Source organism: Cupriavidus sp. 01T418, assembly GCF_056398885.1.
This window is the reverse complement of the sequence record NZ_JBFTQG010000146.1, coordinates 1-668: the sequence shown is the minus strand read 5'-3', so window position 1 is coordinate 668 and position 668 is coordinate 1. Positions and strand designations below refer to the sequence as shown.

The window sequence follows — 668 nt, the reverse complement described above, 5'->3', positions numbered from 1 at the left end:
AGCAGGACGCCGCAACGATTTGGGTCAAAGTCGAAGCGGCGGTGAGCGCCTGGCGCAACGTAGGCTCCCAACTGGGCATGAGCAGCAGCGCATTGGTTGACTTCATCCCTGCCATGGAGCTCCGCTAGCGGCGCCGCTGCGAAAAGAGTCGCCTCCGTGGGCATGGCCCGGCGTGTACTTGGGGCGCCTTGGCACTACCAGTTGATGCGGGAGTCTTTGAACATGGTGCGAGGCAATCGCCGGTCTTCGATATACTTTCACTTTCGTGAAATAACGATAAGGTCGCTCCTCTCAGGGCTCTCATTTCTTTGTATTGCACATGCCACGACCTTTGCCAGATTCAACGTTGCCATCCCGCGCCACGATCAAGATGTGCTCCCATCTTGGGGATAGGGTGCGCGACTCGCGCCGCCCAAGGGCTACCGATCGATCAGGCCGCCCGAACGTGTGGGGTGTCCGTGGGAATGCTGTCGAAATTGGAAAACGGGAAAGGCGTTCACCTTGACTACGTTCTCCGCGCTCTGGACGGCTTGGGTTTGACAATGCTGGTCGTCCCGAAGGAACACGTGCCTCTCCTCGAGAAGGCGGCATCTCATGCGGCACAAGAGGCTAAGGCGTACGAAGAAAGGCGGGGCAGGGACCGGGAATGGGACTAGTCGCCGTCGGGG

At 59.6% G+C, this 668-nt stretch carries 1 protein-coding gene; it reads left to right on the top strand.

The genetic code is table 11. The features are described 5' to 3' along the window. Positions 1-452: 452 nt before the first annotated feature. Positions 453-656 (top strand): hypothetical protein, encoded by a 204-nt coding sequence (locus AC1DQ3_RS36630; RefSeq protein WP_477124966.1) that lies wholly within the window; start codon positions 453-455, stop codon positions 654-656. The last annotated feature ends 12 nt before the right edge of the window (positions 657-668 follow it).